The sequence below is a fragment of the Mycobacterium sp. E3305 genome, assembly GCF_001666785.1.
GTDB lineage: Bacteria > Actinomycetota > Actinomycetes > Mycobacteriales > Mycobacteriaceae > Mycobacterium.
This window is the reverse complement of record NZ_LZJA01000200.1, coordinates 20,592-35,736: the sequence shown is the minus strand read 5'-3', so window position 1 is coordinate 35,736 and position 15,145 is coordinate 20,592. Positions and strand designations below refer to the sequence as shown.

Genomic DNA, 15,145 nt, shown 5'->3' with positions numbered 1-15,145 from the left:
CGCTCCCGGCGCAGTTAGCCGCGCCGACGCCCCGGGTACCCGTGCGGGCATGGGGTGGGTGCAATCGCATGCGGTCGCAATCTTTTCGGCGTTGCTGTCTGCGTTCTGGGCGGCCGTCGGCATCGTCGTTCGACAGCGCGCCGCCCAGGAGGTTCCCGCTGATCAGGGCATGTCCGGGACGATGGTGACGACCATGGTCCGGCGACCGTTGTGGTGGGCGGGCCTGGTCGCCGCCGTTGCGGGCTACGTGTTCCAGGCCGTCGCGCTGGCCCACGGGTCGCTGCTGCTGGTCCAGCCGCTGCTGGTTTCCTCGCTGCTGTTCGCGCTGCCGTTGGGCGCCCGGCTGTGCGACCAGCGCATCAGCGCGGTCCAGTGGGGTTGGGCGACGCTGCTGACCGGCGCGCTGGCGGCCTTCGTGCTCGTCGGTCAGCCCCGGGAGGGTGACAGCCGTCCGGCGGTACCGGCGTGGACGTTGACGCTGCTGGTGACGGTGCCGTTGCTGGTCGTCTGCGTGATGGCGGCCGGCCGCGCGATCGGCCGTGCGCGGGCGATGCTGCTTGCGGTCGCCGTGGCGGTCCTGCTCGGCATGATCGCCGTGTTGACGAAGATCTGCACGCACCGTTTCGCCGTCGGCGGTTGGCATGGGCTGCTGACGGTCCCCGCCCCATACATATTGGTCGGCCTGGCCGTGGCGGTGACGGTGGTGCAGAACTCCGCGTTCCACGCCGGTGCGTTGCAGGCGTCGGTGCCGATCATGTTGGTGGGGGAGCCCGTGGTCGCGGTCCTGCTCGGTGTGGCGGTGCTGGGTGAACACCTGACGGTCGGCGGCTCGACGGCGCTGGCGCTGTTGGTCGCGGTCTCGGCGATGGCGGCCTCCGCTGTCGCGCTGAGCCGCAGCCAGGCGATCGAGGTCGAGAGCCGCCCGGCCCAAGAGCCGTCCCTGGCGGGTGTCAGCGGCAAACGGAACTGGGAGTTATGAGTCGCTGTCCAACAGCCGCAGCGGGTGCAGCCCGTCGACCGCGCCCACGAACGGCGGATGAATGCTGTAGCCCAGCATGCGGCGAATGTCGTCGGAGACCGCCCGCGCGGTCTCGCGCGATATCGACAGCGTGAAGGCTTCCATCGGCCGCAGCCAGGGTTGGCAGTACTGGGCGGTGACGGCGAGACGGTCGCGGTCGGTGCTGTTGGCGCCCCCGCCGTGCCAGAGCGTGCCCACGAAGAAGACGCACGAGCCGGCGGGCATCACGACGGGCAGGGCCCGATCGTCCGGCCCGGGCCGGCGCTTGCCCCAGCGATGGCTGCCGGGATAGAGGACGGTGGCGCCGTTGTCGGCGGTGAAGTCGTCGATGGCCCAGATCGTCGCCGCCGCCAGGGGTTCGCGGGGCCGCGGAATCGGGTAGAACCCGTCATCGTGGTGGGCCAGCTGCGCGGCCTCTCCCGGCTGAATGTTGATGGCCTGCAAGGCCGAAAGCAGGTAGTTGGGCATCAGCAGCCGATCGAGCACCGCGAGCACCCGCGGATGATCGACGATCCCGTCGCACATCCGGGTTCTGCTGAGCAGGCTGTAAATGCGCTGGGTGCGCCGGCCCTCGAAGGAATTGCGGCCCGTGTGCCCGAGCCAGGGTTGAGTGACCTCGCGGATCTCGTCGCATTGCTCGGGAGTCAGCAGATCGTGCCAGATCACGTAGCCGTCGCGGTCGATAGCCGCCATGTCGGCGTCGACGACCTTGCTGTCGACCGAACTCCCGCCGGTCGGTGTCCGCCTGTACCGCTGCGCCAGATCGCCCCTGAGGTCTTCCAGCGTCGTGACGGAGTCGTCGATGTTCATTGGCACTCGCCCTTCGTCCCGGTCCAGATTAAGCCGGGTAGGCCTCAACTCAACCCCTCAACCCGGTGATGAATCGCTGCACGCTTCGGGTCAACGATCGCGGGACGTGGTCGGGATCCATGAGCTCGTTCTCCGCCAGCGGGCCCGCTTCGTCGGCCACGGTGCCCTCCGTGAACGGCCGCAACGTCTTGCCGTCTCCGCGAAGGGCCTCGATGGCCGCGAGGACCGACCCGCGTTCGTGCGTCGCGCCGTCGAACTCACCGACGGTGACTCCCAGGTGTTCGGCCACCAATTGGCTTCGCAGCGCTGTGATTTGGGCGCGCACGCGATCGCCTTCGGGGCTAGCCGGCTCCGCCTCGACGGCCAGGTCGCATTCGCTGTCGAAACCCATCGATCGGTTGTTGAGGTTCGATGACCCGATGCGCAGGAGCCGGTCGTCCACCACCACCACCTTCGAGTGGACATAGATCGGCGCCCCGCCATCGGTCACCGGCCAGTAGATGCCAAGCCGCCGATGCTCGTCCGCGGCCCACAGCACCTGGATGAGCCGGTGACGTGCCGAATCCATCGTCCCCCGCTCGAGGGGGTTGTTCCCCCGGCGGGCAATGACGATGACGATCTCCGGCCCGTCGTCTTCCTTCAGCCGCGCGGCCAGCGCGTCGATGATGCGCCGGGACGCCAGATATTGGTTCTCCAGATAGATCGAATCCCGTGCCGCCGCTATGGCCGCCAGGTTGAGCGCCTCGACCTGCCGGGTCTCGGGGCGCCGGCCGAGTTCCGGCAGGGTCAGAGCGATTCCCACGTCAACGCCGCGCAGCGCCGGCTTGAGTTTGCTGGGCCACGCGGTGTGCTTGGCGGTAACCGGTTGCAACGACTGCTCGGTCGCCGTCCGCCACCGTTGAAGGGCTTGCTCGCCGAGTGCCCGTGCGGCCGCGCCATCGACCGCCGCGGCGACGTCGTGCCGCGGCCCATAGCTGCGTCCCAACGTCCGACGAACAGGACCGTCATGGTCGTGTGCGCGGGTGTCCCATCGATCGATGGTGAGGTCGATCCCGCCGCAGAACGCCACGGAGTCGTCGACGGCCACGATCTTCTGGTGATGGACGGAGCCGGTGGGGTGGGCCCCGTCGATCGCGAAGTGGATTCGCCTGCTGCTGATCTGGTTCACCAGCGCCACCGGAGTCAGCCCGAACCAGATGCCGTCGAAGGCCGGCAGCAGACGCAGATTGGACTTCAATAGGTAGATCTCGAGTTCGGCCCGCTTCCAGAGCATCCAATAGAGAAAGGCGCCCAGCTGATTCGGGCCGGGAAGGGTCTTGACCCCCCGTTCGAACGTCATCCTGGCGTCGAAATCCCAACCGATCAGCACGATCCGGTGCCGGGCCCGCAACATCGCCGTCTTGACATGCCGGAAATAATCGGCCGCGTCGATGATGTGACCGAACCGGTCGGCACGCTCCAGACGCCAGCACGTTCGCCCAAGGATCAACAGTCGATCGTCGCCCACGGCGCCCTCAACCAGGTTGACGGTTCGGCGCGGGCATAAGCCTTGTGTACCACACCCGGGCCCTGGGAAAATGTTTGCTTAACGGGGTCGGCAACGGGTCGACAGGACAACGCCGAACATCTGTAGAAGGCTGAGACGGTGCGGATGCTTCTGGCGCTGGCGAGCTTCGCCGCCGTCATCGGCGCGGCCACGCCCGCGCGGGCCGATCCGGCCGGCAATCCCGATGCGAGCTTCTTGGCGGCGCTCGATCAGGCCGGCGTTCCCTACAAGGACGGCGCCGTCGCCATTCGGGTGGGCAAGAAGGCCTGCGCACTGATGGACCAGGGTCACTCCAAAGCCGCTGTCATCCAAAGCGTGTCCTCGGAGAACGCCGGGTTCACGGTGGCGGAGGCGACCAGCTTCACGACCAGCGCGGTGAACGCCTACTGCCCCCAGCACATTGGGGAACCGGACACGGTGGCACCGCCGCCTCCGACCAACACCGGAATGTTCCCCTGGATTCCGTTTCCGCCGCCCGGTGCGGCGTAGCAAGGCCAGGCGTTCGCAGCCGGGCTGGCACGCGGCAGCCTGTCCCGCCAAGATGGACTAGATGTGGCCCGACTGGTGGATGATCGCGCTGGGCATCCTGAGCGCGTTCGTGGTGATCTGGCTGATCCTCGCCGTCACCTTCTGGCTGCTGAGGCCCAAGGCCAGATTGCAAGACCTGGTGCGGCTGTTGCCCGACGTACTTCGGCTGCTGAAACGCCTCGCAGCCGATCAAGAACTGCCGCGGCGGATCCGCGTCGTGTTGGTCGCGTTGATCGCGTTCGTCGTCTCACCGATCGACCTGATACCTGATGCCATTCCGGTGATCGGATTCGCCGACGACGTGGTCATCGTCGGCCTGGTGCTGCGCTGGATCAGCCGCATCGCGGGACCCGATGCGCTGGCCAGGCACTGGCCCGGCACACCCGACGGCCTCGCCACCCTGTGCTGGCTGTGCGGCCTACCCGATCCCGCGCTGGAGTGACCGTGGATCTGCTTCGGCGCACCATGCGATACCAGGTCCGGGTCGGCGCGCTCATCGAACTGGCCCTGTGGATGGCGATCCCATACCTGTGTATCGGGTTCGCGTGGACCGTTTTTCACCCCGACGAGGCTGGACAGATTCAGGCGCGGGTGGAGGCGGTGTTCCCTACGGGAGCCGACGCCGTGGCCTTCGGCTTGACCACGGCATTGTGGCCCGCCTCCATCCAAATCGCCCACGCCTGCCCGGCTCCGTGACCGCCGTTGGGGTAAACCCGTGCGCGGAGGAGCGGTTTGCTCCTAGGCTGCCGGGCATGTCAATCGACCGAGCGGCACTTCTGGCGGGCAGTATCCGACTCACCTCCGGCGTCTGGTTCCTCGTCGACCCCTTGAGCGCGAACCGATTCTGGGGGGATCCGGAGGAACCGACGCCGACGGCGCGACTGTTGTTGCGGTCCATGGGATATCGCGACGCGTTGATCGGTGGGCTGCTCGCCGCGGCGGCGTTGCGCGGCAAGAACACCCGCGGCTGGTTCCTGGCGTCGGGCGGTGCCGACGCGGCGGACCTGCTCGGCGGCATGAGCGTCCACCAAGAGCTGAGACCGTCGCAACGAATCATCGGCCTGGGTGGCGCCGTCGTCGGCATCGGCGTGGGGCTGTGGGGCGCGACGCGCCGGACCACGCGGGGGAGCGAGGAACCGGCGCAGTGAGGCCCGGATCGCGGCCAGGTGGTCGCCGGAACAAGGTAGATGCGGTTGACTGGACGCCATGGGTTTAGGCGTACTGACATTCGTAACCGATGAGGGGATCGGCCCGGGGGAGCTGGGGCAGGCGCTGGAACAGCGTGGATTCGAGTCGCTGTTCCTCGCCGAGCACACCCACATTCCGGCGGGCGACGTCACGCCCTATCCGGCAGGCGGTCCTATCCCGCCGAAGTACTACCGCACCCTGGATCCGTTCGTCGCGTTGACCGCGGCGGCTGCCGCCACCGAGCGGCTGGTCCTGGGCACCGGGATCGCGCTGGTTCCCCAGCGCGATCCGATTCACTTGGCCAAAGAGGTGGCGTCGCTGGATCTGGTGTCGCGGGGCCGCTTCCGGTTCGGAGTGGGTGTGGGCTGGCTGCGCGAGGAAATCGCCAACCACGGGGTCGACCCGTCGGTTCGCGGACGGGTGGTCGACGAGCGGCTGGACGCGATGATCGAGATCTGGACGCACGAAAAGGCGGAATTCCACGGCAAATTCGTCGACTTCGGGCCCCTCTACAGTTGGCCCAAGCCGGCGCAGAAGCCCTATCCGCCGCTGTACTTCGGCGGCGGGCCCGCGGGCTTCAAACGCATCGCCCGGCTGCATGCCGGCTGGCTGTCGATGACACCGTCGGCTGACGTCTTGGCGCCCCAGTTGGAGCAGCTGCGCGGCGTGGCCGGTCCGGACGTTCCGGTGATCAGCTTCCATGGCGGCGCGCCGACGGCCGAAGAGCTCGAGGGCTACCGCGCTCTCGGGTTGCAGCACCTGCTGGTGGAACTGCCCACCGAGCCGCGCGACGAGACGCTGCGGCGCCTCGACGAGCTGCAGGCCGAGTCCGCCAAGTTGTCGTAAGGCTAAGTGCCGCAGAACGTTTGGTACTTGCCGAAGTCCTCCGGGGCCGGGCTGGCGAAGCGCTCCAGGCCCGGCCGTTCGCCATAGGGCGACGTCACCGCGGCGAGGAGTTGCTCGAGTGGGCCCAGATCACCCGCGGTCGCCGCGGTCAGAGCTTCCTCCACCAGGTGGTTGCGCGGAATGTAGACCGGGTTGACGCGGTCCATGACATCGGCGTCGGGGCCCAGCGCCTGCCAGCGCGAAAGCCACGCGTCGAAGCCGGCGAGGTCGACGAACACGCCCCGCGCGGGCTCTGCGTCGCCGCGCGCCGCCCGACCGAGCAGGCGGAAGAACGAGGTGTAGTCGACGTGGCTGTCCTTGAGCAGGGCGAGCAACTCGTCGACCAGGGCGGCCGAGGCGCCGTCCTCGGCGTCGGGCACACCGAGTTTGGCGCGCATCCCGGATGACCACACGGCGTCGTACTCGCGCTGGAAGACGCCGAACGACGTCTCCGCGAGCGCGACCGCCTGCTCGAGATCCTCGGAGAGCAGCGGAAGCAGCGTCTCGGCGAACCGGGCGAGGTTCCAGCCGGCGACGACGGGCTGGTTGGCGTAGGCGTAACGGCCCCAAAAGTCGATGGAGCTGAAGACCGTGTCGGGATCATAGGCCTCCATGAAGGCGCACGGCCCGTAGTCGATCGTCTCGCCGGAGATCGTCATGTTGTCGGTGTTCATCACCCCGTGGACGAACCCGATCAGCATCCACCGCGCGACGAGCGCCGCCTGAACGGCGACCACCCCCTCGAACAACGCGAGATAGGGCCGGTCGGCGCTCGCGGCGCTGGGATGGTGGCGGGCGATCGCGTGGTCGGCGAGGCGCCGCAGCAGGTCGATGTCGCCGGTGGAGGCGGCGAACTGGAAGCTGCCCACGCGCAGGTGGCTGCTGGCCACGCGGGTCAGCACCGCCCCGGGGAGTTCGGCCTCGCGCAGGACCGGACGGCCGGTGCCGACGACGGCCAACGATCGCGTGGTCGGCACCCCGAGCGCATGCATCGCCTCGCTGACGATGTACTCGCGCAGCATGGGCCCCACGGCCGCCAGGCCGTCGCCGCCGCGCGCGAACGGTGTCGGCCCGGAGCCCTTCAGGTGGATGTCGCGCAGGCGTCCGTCGCCGTCGGCGAGCTCGCCGAGCAGCAGGGCGCGACCATCACCGAGGCGGGGGACGAAGCCCCCGAACTGATGCCCGGCGTAGGCCTGGGCCACTGGAACGGCGTCGCTGGGGAGCAGGTCGCCCACCAGGAAGCGCAACCCGTCCGGGCTTCGCAGCCAGTCGGCGTCCAGGCTTAGTTCCTCCGCGAGCCGCTCGTTGAGGGCGAGCAACCGCGGCTCGGCCGGCGGCTCCGCCTGCCACCGGACGGCCATCTCCGGCAATGCGCGGAAGAACCGGTCCTGCAGGGCGACCGTCATATCCGGGGCGACACTCACCTCAACGAGCCTACGGCGAATTACGAGCCGAGGGCCTGGCCGATGAGGTCGCGGGCGCGGTCGAGCATCGACGCGAACGGTCCGAGGGCGAAGTTCATCTTCGCCGACTCCACGCCGGGGTGCGGGTGCGTCGGCGCGATGGCCTGAGCCGCGCGCACCGCCACCCCCATCCGCTTGAGGTCGGTTTCGTCAACTTCCTTCTGCAGCACGGGGAACTCCTCGCTTTCCTCGTGCTGCGCGTGGTCCAGCACGGCCTCGCGAAGTTTTTTCAACTCGTCGATGAACTGCTGGGAGGTGACGTCGAGGTCTTCGATGCTCGAAAGCAACTCCTTGGCCTGGTGTTCCTCCGTGAGTCGAGCGTCGACGATCGCGTCGCCGGCGTCGGACTCCCGGCGCACGCGCGGGTGCACGACCATTTCCTCGGCTGTCTCGTGCACGGCCAGCAGTTGACGCAGCGTCGCGAACGGCTTTTCCCGTGCCTGGGGATCGGATGCGTGCAGCACCTCGTCGAACAGGTCCTCGATGAGGTTGTGCTGCGCCTTCAGGAATGCGACGACTTCCTCGGGCGACTGGACAATCATGTCGGCCATCGCCGATACCTCCAGTGTTTCTGCGAATTCGGTTGCGCACTGTGGGCTGTGTGCGCCTTCGCCACGCATACCCGCTGCGTAGGGGGCTAAACGGGCCCTGTGTGCCCCGCCAGCAGGTCGGCCGCCGTCTCTCCAAAGATCTGAGTAGGCAACAACTTTCGTTTGCCGGCCGGGCCGACCACGACGATACGTGGCCGGGCGCGAAAGCGATCTGCGTCACACGCCGGATTGGATGTTATCTGCCGAGGGTCGAACGGGTAGCCGCTAGAAAGGCGCTTTCGTGCCGATCCACACAATCAACGCAGGAGGCGAATTTTTCGATGACTTCATCGGACAAGACGACGGTGCTGGCGCAGTTGCGTGCGCTTCACCAGCTGACCAACACCGAGATCCAGGTCGCGGAAACCCGCATCGCGCAGGCACGTACCGAGGCCGTTCAGCGTGAGCTCACGCAGAACGCGTCCAACGCCCGCGAGCGGTCCGAGGCGATCGAGAAGGCGATCCGTGGGCTCGGCGGTGTCCCCGACATCGTCGGGCCGTTCCTGGGCCGGGCCGCGGCCGCGGTCAAGGCGCTGACCGAGCAGGCCCAGCCGTTCGACGAGGCGCTCCTGGGCGACCTCGTGCTGGAAGATCAGTTGCTGGACCGGTCCCGCTACCTGAAGGCCCTGGCCGTCGCGGCCGAGCTTCCCGAGGTCGAGAGCCTGGCAACGCGGCTGATCACGGCGCATTCGGCGACCGTGGACTGGCTGACCACCGTGCTGGCCGAAGACGCCCTCGGCGGCCCGGCCGCGCTGCGCCGCACGCCGCTGCAGGCCGCGGCCGGAACCGCGGTGAAGTTGGTCAACCTGCCGGTCGAATGGTCGGTCCGGGGCGTCGACAGGGCCGCGGACGCGCTGCGCTCGGCCCGGCCGACGTTCAACGAGCTGGTGAGCCGGGGTGCGCACGCCGGTGACGTGGCAACCCGCGCGCTCACCGCGTCGCGCAACGCCGCGCTCGAGGCGGCCGAGAAGGTCACCCGCAGCGAAGGTGCCCGGCAGACGGCCGACGCCCTGCATGCGGCACGCGCCGCTGTGGGGGTCCTCGACGCCGACGAGCTGCCCATCGCCAACTACGACGAGCTGAACGTCAGCGAGGCCGTCGCCGAGGTGAAGGAGCTTGCGAATCCGAGCGACGTGCGGGCCATCATCGCCTACGAAGAGGCGAACAAGAATCGCCAGCGGGTCGTGTCGGCCGCCCAGACGCGTGTCGCCGCGATCGCGCAGGAGGTTGTCGGCATCAACTAGCCGAGCATTCAAAGCCAGGCCGCCCGGGCGAGGGGTTCCTCCGCCCGGGCGGCCCAGCCATTTCTGTGCCCGGGGGGCATACCCGACCGCCCGTTGGGGGACATCGCTACGGTTAAGGCACCAGTCCGATACCGATAACCCCGAGAGACGAATGTACGACCAGGTCAACAGCAGCGCGACGGAGCCCGACGACGTCATTGGCTACCGCATCGATCCCGTTTTGGCCCGGAGCTGGCTCTTGGTCAACGGCGCGCACGCTGACCGGTTCCAATCCGCGGCGCACTCCCGGGCCGACATCGTCGTGCTCGACATCGAGGACGCCGTCGCCCCCAAAGACAAGCACGCCGCCCGCGACAACGTGGTGAGCTGGCTGGGCGCCGGCAACACCGATTGGGTCCGCGTCAACGGTTTCGGCACCCCGTGGTGGGCGGACGACCTCGCCGCGCTGTCCGGCACACCGGTGGGCGGGGTGATGCTGGCGATGGTCGAATCGGTGGACCACGTCACCGAGACGGCGCAACGGCTGCCCAACGTGCCGATCGTGGCGCTAGTGGAAACGGCCCGCGGCCTGGAGCGCATCACCGAGATCGCCGCGGCTAAGGGCACCTTCCGGCTCGCCTTCGGCATCGGCGACTTCCGCCGCGACACCGGCTTCGGAGAAGACCCCAGCACGCTGGCCTACGCCCGGTCCCGGTTCACCATCGCCGCCAAGGCGGCGAGTCTGCCCAGCGCCATCGACGGGCCCACGATCGGCTCGAATGCCCTGAAGTTGATCGAGGCCACCGCCGTTTCCGTGGAATTCGGGATGACGGGCAAGATCTGCCTCACCCCGGACCAATGCGGCGTGGTGAACGAGGGTCTGTCGCCATCACAGGACGAAATTTCTTGGGCGAAAGAGTTTTTCGCCGAGTTCGAACGCGACGGGGGAGAGATCCGCAACGGGTCCGACCTGCCGCGGATTGCCAGGGCCACGAAGATCCTCGAGCTGGCCCGCGCCTACGACATAGAATCGTCGGACTTCGACGACGAAGAACGGGATCATTCCCCCGCGCCGTCGGACACCTATCACTACTGAGCGACAAAGCGGGTCCGAGATGAGCGTCGTGGTGGATTTTCATTTCGATCCGATGTGCCCGTTCGCCTATCAGACCTCGCTGTGGATCCGCGACGTTCGCGAGCAACTCGGCATCACCGTCGACTGGCGATTTTTCAGCCTCGAGGAGATCAACCGGTCCGAGGGCCAGAAGCACCCCTGGGAGCGGGAGTGGTCCTACGGGTGGTCGCTGATGCGGATCGGCGCGCTGCTGCGCCGAACGGACATGGCGCTGCTGGACCGGTGGTACGCCGCCATCGGACGCGAACTGCACACGCTGGGCGGCAAACCGCACGACCCCGCGGTTGCGCGCCGCCTGCTGGGCGAGATCGGCGCCGAACCGTCGCTCCTCGATGCGGCGCTCGACGACCCGACCACCCACGACGAGATCCACCACGACCACCACCGGGTCGTCGACGCGGGCGGCTACGGTGTGCCGACGCTGTTTTTGTCGGGGCAGTGCCTGTTCGGTCCGGTACTGGTGGACCCGCCGACCGGGCCCGAGGCCCTGACGCTGTGGAACGTCGTCACCGGGATGGCCGAATTGCCCCACGTGTACGAGTTGCAGCGGCCCAAGACACCGGCCGACGCCGAGTTGATCGGCCGCGCGCTGCGCCCCTACCTGGACGGACGCGACTGGGTCAGCATCAACCGCGGCGAGGTCGTCGACGTGGAGCGCCTCACCGGCCAATCCTGAACAGTGCCTAGGCCGCATGGCGCGCGATGGAGACCCCGATGCGGAATTCCACCTCGCTGACCGTGATCACGGGCGCTCGCGGCGGAGCCGTCGATCGGTAGCTCTTTCCGGTGGGGGTGGTGAATTGCGCGCTGTGAGTGTGGTTTTCGTCGACGGCGGCGCTCACCCGCCACCCCGCGCCCTCCTTGGCGTAGTTGCAGCCCTCGCACAGGCCCAGGCCGTTGTCCGCGGCGGTCGGGCCGCCGCCCGCCCACGGTTGCGCGTGGTCGCTGTGCCTGATGGGCGCGTCGCAGTAGGGCGTGCGGCAACGTTGGTCGCGCATCGCGATGAACGCGGCCAGCGCGCGCGGAAAGATCCGTGCCCGTGACTCCATGGCCACCAGCGCCCCGCCCCGGGGGTGCGCGTAGAGCCTGCGCAGCGTCGCGCGCGAGCGCGGGTCGGTGACCGCGCTGCAGACCATCGCGCGCGCCACTGCTGCGGGGATGGGGCCGTAACCGGAGAGGTCGGCCGACGCATTGGCGCCGCCAAGCAGCGTGTCGTCGGAGAGCACCAGGTTGACGGCGACGGGGGTGGGGACCGCCGCGCTGCGGCCGGTGACCCGTTCCACCAAGGTGTCGGCCATCAGCTGCCCGCGTGAACGCCCGTCGCCGCGGGTGTCCGCCTCGCGCCGCAGCGCGGCATACACCGAAACGCCTTGGGCCACCGGCAATAACGCGGTGAGGTAGGTCATCGTGTCGGGCGCGGGCCGGATGGTCACCGTGCGCTCCCGCTCTGCCCTGGCCGCCCGGTCGACGACGGCATGCGGGTCCAGGCGATAGGCGATCGCCTTGGCCGCCGCGGCCACCCGCGCATCGCCCATGCCGTCCAGGTTCGCCGCTTCGGCGCACAGCTCCGCGTCCAACGCGCGGCGATCCTCGACGTCGAGGCAGGCGCTCTCGCGCACAATCAGCGTCGCCCGCCACTCCGACAGCACCCCGCGCTCCAGCGCCGCCAACGTGTGCGGCATCTCGTGCACGAGGGCTTTGGCGAAGCCCAGATGCCGGCAGCCCCGCGCCGGGGAATCGCGGCGCGCCAGCGCGACCTCGGTGGCCACGCCCCGGCCGCGCCGCGCCGCGGATAAACCTGCGGCCGCCTCGGCAGCTCGACGCGCCGAGTCCAGCGCGGCCGTCGCGCGGGCCTGCCCGGCGGCGGCCGCCGACTTGGCCGCCTCCAGCTCCGCGATGCGCTCGATCAGCGCCGATTCGTCGGCCGACGGGTCGATCACCGCCAATTCTTCGAACATACGTGCGATGCTAACCGGCACCACCGACAAGCCCGTCGCTACGCTGCTAGGTGTGGGCGGCAAGAGCCGGATCAGGGTGGCGAGGGTCTACGACGACGTCGGCCCCGACGACGGCCAGCGCGTGCTGATCGACCGCATGTGGCCGCGAGGTGTGCGCAAGGGCGACCCGAGGGTGGGGATCTGGTCCAAGGACGTCGCGCCGTCCAAGGACCTCCGCGAGTGGTATCGCCACCGGTCAGAACACTTCGACGAATTCGCCGAGCGCTACGAGGCGGAACTCGACGACAACCCGGCGCTCGACGAGCTGCGCGAGCTGGCCCGGCGCGGCGTCGTCACCCTGGTCACCGCGACCCGCGACCCCGACATCAGCCATGCCGCCGTCCTCGCGGAGCTGCTGAAAAGCCACTGAGCGCGTGAGACGATCGTGCGATGCGGCTGGGATTGCACGCCCTGGGGATCGGCGCCGGCGCCGATCGCGCCGTGATCGATGCCGTCGCGTCGACCGCGGACGACTGCGGCTTCGCCACGCTGTGGGCCGGGGAGCACGTCGTCATGGTCGACCGACCGGCCTCCCGCTATCCCTACTCCGACGACGGCGTCATCGCCGTTCCCGCACAAGCGGATTGGCTTGACCCGATGATCGCACTGAGCTTCGCCGCGACGGCATCGTCACGGCATCGGGCCGGCGCCGATCCCCAGGGCGTGCAATCCCAGCCGCATCGCACGATCGTCTCACGCGCTCAGTGGCTTTTCAGCAGCTCCGCGAGGACGGCGGCATGGCTGATGTCGGGGTCGCGGGTCGCGGTGACCAGGGTGACGACGCCGCGCTTTCGGTGCCGTTCGCCCGTCGGGCCGAGCGCACCGCCGAATACGTTGCCGCGATGCGCGCGGTGTGGCGCGACGACATCGCCTCGTTCGACGGCGATTTCGTCAGCTTCGACTCGATTCGGGTCAACCCCAAACCGGTGCGCGACCGCCACATCCCGATAGTGGTTGGCGGCAATAGTGATTCGGCGCTGCGGCGGGCGGCGACGTGGGCTGACGGTTGGTACGGCTTCAACCTCGACGGCGTCGAAGCCGTGCACGAGCGGCTCGCCGAATTGGAGCGGCTATGCGCCGAGGCGGGGCGTGATCGTGGGCAGTTGCGGCTCTCGGTGGCGTTGCGCGATCCGGGCGTCGGTGATGTCGGCGCCCTCGCCGATCTGGGCATCGACGAATTGGTTCTGGTCGCGGCGCCGCCCGAGCGGCCCGCTGCGGCCGCCGAATGGGTTTCGGCCCTGGCCGAACGGTGGATGGCAGGGGCGCCCGCGTGAGCGAGGACGACCCGATACTGCCGCGGGAGTTGACCGAGATCCCCGATGAGGTCCGCGCCGTCCCGCCCCCGCCCATACCGGCGTTGCCCGAGCCGTACGGGTTGCGTCTGGCCGATCCGGACGCCGACGCGGAGATGGTCGCCGAGTGGATGAATCGGCCGCACCTGGCCGAAGCGTGGGAGTCCGCCTGGCCGGCGACCCGCTGGCACCGCTACCTGAGGGCGCAACTCGAAGGCGGGTTCTCCCGGCCCTTCATCGCCACGCTGTACGCGATGCCTCGTGCCTATATCGAATTGTACCGGGCGGCAAAGGATTCCATTGCTGACCGCTATGACTACGATCCCCACGATCTGGGCCTGCACGTCGCGGTCGCCGATCTGGACTACATCAAGCGGGGCCACGTCAGTTACCTGCTGCCCTACCTGGTGGGCAGCATCCTGGGCCTGGATCCGCAATGCCGGCGCATCATGTTCGATCCGGATCACCGCAACGTCCTGGCGCGCACGTTCTGCGAACGGGGCGGCTGCGTCTTCCTCGGTGAGCACGACATGTCGAACCGGCGGATGGCGCTTTACGCGCTGCCCCGCACGCCCGACGACGTGCCCGGCGGCTGACTCAGAGCTGCTCGGCGATGCGCTGCGCCAAGAACGCGGCCGCCTCACCGAGCGCGACGCTGACGACGATGTTGGCGATTGCCGCGCGCACCTGGCGCTCCTCGCCGAGCCGTTGAGTTTCCAGCATCCAGGTGGAAAAAGTGGTGTAGGCGCCTACGAACGCGGTGCCGGCCAGCAGGGCCGCTTCCTTACTCAGCACCAGGCCCCCGAGAAAGCCCAAGAGCGCTGCGCCGCTGACGTTTACGGCCAACGTGCCGAACGGAAAGGACCGGGCCACCCGGCGGCCCACCGCGCGGTCGACGACGAAGCGCAGCACCGAGCCGACGCCGCCGATCAGCGCGACACCGACCCACACCGCGACCGTCGTGACCGCGCCGGCCGTCATCCGCGGACCCGGACCCGGCGCACCAATTTGGTGGCCAGGTGTACGGCCAGCAGTCCCAACACGACGCTGGTGACGGTGTAGCCGGCGGCCAATGCCCAGTGGCCGTGCTCGACCATCCTGAGCGTCTCGACCTGCATCGTCGAGAACGTCGTGAGCCCACCGCACAACCCGGTGCCGAGCAGGGGACGCCGATAACTCGACAACGGCAACCGTTCGAGCAACCGGGTGGTGAAGTACCCGACCAGGAAGGCGCCGACGATGTTCACCGTGAAGGTCGGCCACGGCCACCTCGCCGGGTCGCCCGCGGCGAGGACGCCCAGGGCGGCGCGGGCCAGCGAGCCCAGCGCCCCGCCGGCGAAGACCGCGGCCAGTTCGCGATAGTCGTGCGCCACGTGATCCCTTTCCCCTGTGCAGGATTTACGGGTGGGTGAATCCGGGACGTCAGAAAAGTACCTGACAGGTCGGCGACGTGCGCCGCGGGCAGAATTG

18 protein-coding genes and 1 pseudogene are annotated in these 15,145 nt (G+C 68.8%); 12 read left to right on the top strand and 7 right to left on the bottom strand.

The window, feature by feature from the left end:
* Window positions 1-49 precede the first annotated feature (49 nt).
* On the top strand, window positions 50-979 hold the full coding sequence (locus A5701_RS18610) for a DMT family transporter (protein ID WP_067756943.1): 930 nt from the start codon (window positions 50-52) through the stop codon (window positions 977-979).
* Here A5701_RS18610 and A5701_RS18605 read toward each other — a convergent pair.
* Together A5701_RS18605 and A5701_RS18600 are read right to left on the bottom strand one after the other, a co-directional pair.
* On the bottom strand, window positions 974-1,828 hold the full coding sequence (locus A5701_RS18605; RefSeq protein WP_067756940.1) for a phytanoyl-CoA dioxygenase family protein: 855 nt from the start codon (window positions 1,826-1,828) through the stop codon (window positions 974-976). The genes A5701_RS18610 and A5701_RS18605 overlap by 6 nt on opposite strands.
* Window positions 1,829-1,877: 49 nt before the next feature.
* On the bottom strand, window positions 1,878-3,335 hold the full coding sequence (locus tag A5701_RS18600) for a phospholipase D-like domain-containing protein (RefSeq protein WP_067756937.1): 1,458 nt from the start codon (window positions 3,333-3,335) through the stop codon (window positions 1,878-1,880).
* 144 nt (window positions 3,336-3,479) lie between these two features.
* On the opposite strand from A5701_RS18600, the gene A5701_RS18595 reads away from it, so the two are divergent.
* The 5 genes from A5701_RS18595 (at window position 3,480) to A5701_RS18575 (ending at window position 5,936) form a co-directional block, all read left to right on the top strand.
* Window positions 3,480-3,863, top strand: a complete 384-nt coding sequence (locus A5701_RS18595; protein ID WP_082950194.1) for a DUF732 domain-containing protein — start codon at window positions 3,480-3,482, stop codon at window positions 3,861-3,863.
* A gap of 61 nt (window positions 3,864-3,924) precedes the next feature.
* Window positions 3,925-4,344 carry a YkvA family protein gene (locus A5701_RS18590; protein WP_067756931.1) on the top strand — a complete coding sequence of 140 codons (420 nt, stop codon included), beginning with the start codon at window positions 3,925-3,927 and terminating at the stop codon, window positions 4,342-4,344.
* Between the two features lie 23 nt (window positions 4,345-4,367).
* Window positions 4,368-4,598: a hypothetical protein gene (locus tag A5701_RS18585; RefSeq protein WP_067756928.1), complete on the top strand. Its 231-nt coding sequence runs from the start codon at window positions 4,368-4,370 to the stop codon at window positions 4,596-4,598.
* Window positions 4,599-4,654: 56 nt separating this feature from the next.
* Window positions 4,655-5,050 (top strand): DUF4267 domain-containing protein, encoded by a 396-nt coding sequence (locus A5701_RS18580; protein ID WP_067756925.1) that lies wholly within the window; start codon window positions 4,655-4,657, stop codon window positions 5,048-5,050.
* A 58-nt stretch (window positions 5,051-5,108) separates the two neighbouring features.
* The gene (locus A5701_RS18575; RefSeq protein ID WP_067756922.1) at window positions 5,109-5,936 is read left to right on the top strand and encodes an LLM class F420-dependent oxidoreductase; all 828 of its coding nucleotides are present in this window, start codon (window positions 5,109-5,111) and stop codon (window positions 5,934-5,936) included.
* 2 nt (window positions 5,937-5,938) lie between these two features.
* Here A5701_RS18575 and A5701_RS18570 read toward each other — a convergent pair whose 3' ends face one another.
* Together A5701_RS18570 and A5701_RS18565 are read right to left on the bottom strand one after the other, a co-directional pair.
* Complete coding sequence (locus A5701_RS18570; RefSeq protein WP_197499076.1) at window positions 5,939-7,381, bottom strand: YdiU family protein; 1,443 nt, start codon at window positions 7,379-7,381, stop codon at window positions 5,939-5,941.
* Window positions 7,382-7,419: 38 nt separating this feature from the next.
* The gene (locus A5701_RS18565; RefSeq protein ID WP_067756915.1) at window positions 7,420-7,989 is read right to left on the bottom strand and encodes a hemerythrin domain-containing protein; all 570 of its coding nucleotides are present in this window, start codon (window positions 7,987-7,989) and stop codon (window positions 7,420-7,422) included.
* 320 nt (window positions 7,990-8,309) lie between these two features.
* Here A5701_RS18565 and A5701_RS18560 point away from each other — a divergent pair, with 320 nt between their 5' ends.
* The 3 genes from A5701_RS18560 (at window position 8,310) to A5701_RS18550 (ending at window position 11,062) form a co-directional block, all read left to right on the top strand.
* Window positions 8,310-9,272, top strand: coding sequence for a hypothetical protein (locus A5701_RS18560; RefSeq protein ID WP_067756912.1), 963 nt, complete (start codon window positions 8,310-8,312; stop codon window positions 9,270-9,272).
* 151 nt (window positions 9,273-9,423) lie between these two features.
* On the top strand, window positions 9,424-10,347 hold the full coding sequence (locus A5701_RS18555; RefSeq protein WP_067756909.1) for a CoA ester lyase: 924 nt from the start codon (window positions 9,424-9,426) through the stop codon (window positions 10,345-10,347).
* A gap of 19 nt (window positions 10,348-10,366) precedes the next feature.
* Window positions 10,367-11,062, top strand: coding sequence for a DsbA family protein (locus A5701_RS18550; protein ID WP_067756906.1), 696 nt, complete (start codon window positions 10,367-10,369; stop codon window positions 11,060-11,062).
* A gap of 7 nt (window positions 11,063-11,069) precedes the next feature.
* Here A5701_RS18550 and A5701_RS18545 read toward each other — a convergent pair whose 3' ends face one another.
* A complete protein-coding gene (locus tag A5701_RS18545; protein WP_067756902.1) occupies window positions 11,070-12,344 on the bottom strand; it encodes an HNH endonuclease signature motif containing protein in 1,275 nt (424 codons plus the stop codon).
* A 7-nt stretch (window positions 12,345-12,351) separates the two neighbouring features.
* Between A5701_RS18545 and A5701_RS18540 the strand changes: the two genes are divergently transcribed.
* From A5701_RS18540 to A5701_RS18530, 3 genes and pseudogenes are all read left to right on the top strand, one after another.
* Window positions 12,352-12,753 carry a DUF488 domain-containing protein gene (locus A5701_RS18540; protein ID WP_067756899.1) on the top strand — a complete coding sequence of 134 codons (402 nt, stop codon included), beginning with the start codon at window positions 12,352-12,354 and terminating at the stop codon, window positions 12,751-12,753.
* Window positions 12,754-12,773: 20 nt separating this feature from the next.
* Window positions 12,774-13,657: pseudogene (locus A5701_RS18535) on the top strand (LLM class flavin-dependent oxidoreductase).
* A complete protein-coding gene (locus tag A5701_RS18530; protein WP_082969789.1) occupies window positions 13,654-14,271 on the top strand; it encodes a GNAT family N-acetyltransferase in 618 nt (205 codons plus the stop codon). Before A5701_RS18535 ends, A5701_RS18530 begins: the two are co-directional and overlap by 4 nt.
* A gap of 1 nt (window position 14,272) precedes the next feature.
* Here the strand turns inward: A5701_RS18530 and crcB (A5701_RS18525) are convergent, their stop codons facing one another.
* Window positions 14,273-14,656: a fluoride efflux transporter CrcB gene (crcB, locus tag A5701_RS18525; RefSeq protein ID WP_067756893.1), complete on the bottom strand. Its 384-nt coding sequence runs from the start codon at window positions 14,654-14,656 to the stop codon at window positions 14,273-14,275.
* On the bottom strand, window positions 14,653-15,048 hold the full coding sequence (gene crcB, locus A5701_RS18520) for a fluoride efflux transporter CrcB (protein WP_067756890.1): 396 nt from the start codon (window positions 15,046-15,048) through the stop codon (window positions 14,653-14,655). The genes crcB (A5701_RS18525) and crcB (A5701_RS18520) overlap by 4 nt, the downstream gene beginning before the upstream one ends.
* Window positions 15,049-15,145: the final 97 nt, after the last annotated feature.